This is a genomic window from Pseudomonas sp. TREG-RG-20F-10-E-6-01 (genome assembly GCF_022662455.1).
Lineage (GTDB): Bacteria > Pseudomonadota > Gammaproteobacteria > Pseudomonadales > Pseudomonadaceae > Aquipseudomonas.
Window position 1 is genome coordinate 1 of record NZ_JAKNQP010000036.1, and the last position, 1,171, is coordinate 1,171.

Sequence of the window (1,171 nt, forward strand, 5' to 3'; positions counted from 1 at the left end):
TGAATCGCCCCGGGTTTTCTAGACACTCTCAAGGCTCGCTGCGTAACGCTTTTCAAACTCTACCGGTGACAGCTGATTGTTGAAACTGTGGCGTCGTTTTGGGTTGTAAAACATCTCGATGTAATCGAACACATCATCTCGAGCATCCTGGCGTGTAGTGTAGATTTTACGCTTGATCCGTTCCCGCTTCAGCAACTGGAAAAAGCTCTCCGCCACAGCGTTGTCGTGGCAATTACCTCGACGACTCATGCTGGCTACCAGGTTGTTAGCTTTCAAGAAGCTTCGCCAGTCTGAGCTGCTGTACTGACTGCCTTGATCCGAGTGGATCATCACCTCTTGCTTCGGCTTACGTCTCCAAACCGCCATCAGCAGTGCATCAATGGCTACGTCGCTGGTCATCTGCGACTTCATTGACCAACCAATGATCTGGCGTGAAAACAGATCGAGCACCACGGCCAAATACAGCCAGCCTTCATATGTTCGGATGTAGGTAATGTCTGTGACCCAAACTTTGTTGGGTTCTCTGACATCGAATTGGCGCTTCAGTAAGTTCGGTGAGGCAACGGCTGGCTTACCGCCGTATTTTCCAGGCCTCCGTCGATACCCAGTCTGAGAACGTAAACCTTCAAGGCGCATCAACCTAGCCACCCGGTGACGGCCACAGCTCTCACCAACCTCTCGCAGGTCATCATGGATCTTTCGATAGCCATAAACGCCACCGCTTTCCAGCCAGGAGTGTTTGATCAATCCAAGCAGTCGCTGATCGTCCTTGGCTCGCGCAGATTTTGGTTCTGATAGCCACGCGTAGTAGCCGCTGGGATGAACCTTGAGCGTCAGGCAAAGCCGTCGAATCGCGTAATGACCCGCTTGCTGCTTAATAAAGGCGTACTTCAGCCGCACTCCTTGGCAAAGTACGCGGCGGCCTTTTTTAAGATGTCTCGCTCCTCCGTCACCCGTTTCAGCTCGGCACGTAGACGACGAACCTCAGCGCTCTGATCATCCTCCTCAACGCGCTGTTCCTGAGGCTTGGTGTAGCGCTTAACCCAGGCATAGAGGCTGTGCACAGACACACCCAATCGTGCAGCCACCTCCGAGACAGGAAGCTGCTTTTCGGTCACTTGCTTGACCGCCTGGATTTTGAATTCTTCGGGATAACGCTGGTTGCTCATGG

At 52.9% G+C, this 1,171-nt stretch carries 1 protein-coding gene; it reads right to left on the minus strand.

The genetic code is table 11. The annotated features are described in order from the left end of the window. Positions 1-18: 18 nt before the first annotated feature. A protein-coding gene (locus L8K08_RS30150; RefSeq protein ID WP_104502081.1) for an IS3 family transposase occupies positions 19-1,169 on the minus strand; the annotation gives its coding sequence in 2 pieces (ribosomal slippage) (positions 19-935 and positions 935-1,169; 1,152 coding nt in all). Positions 1,170-1,171: the final 2 nt, after the last annotated feature.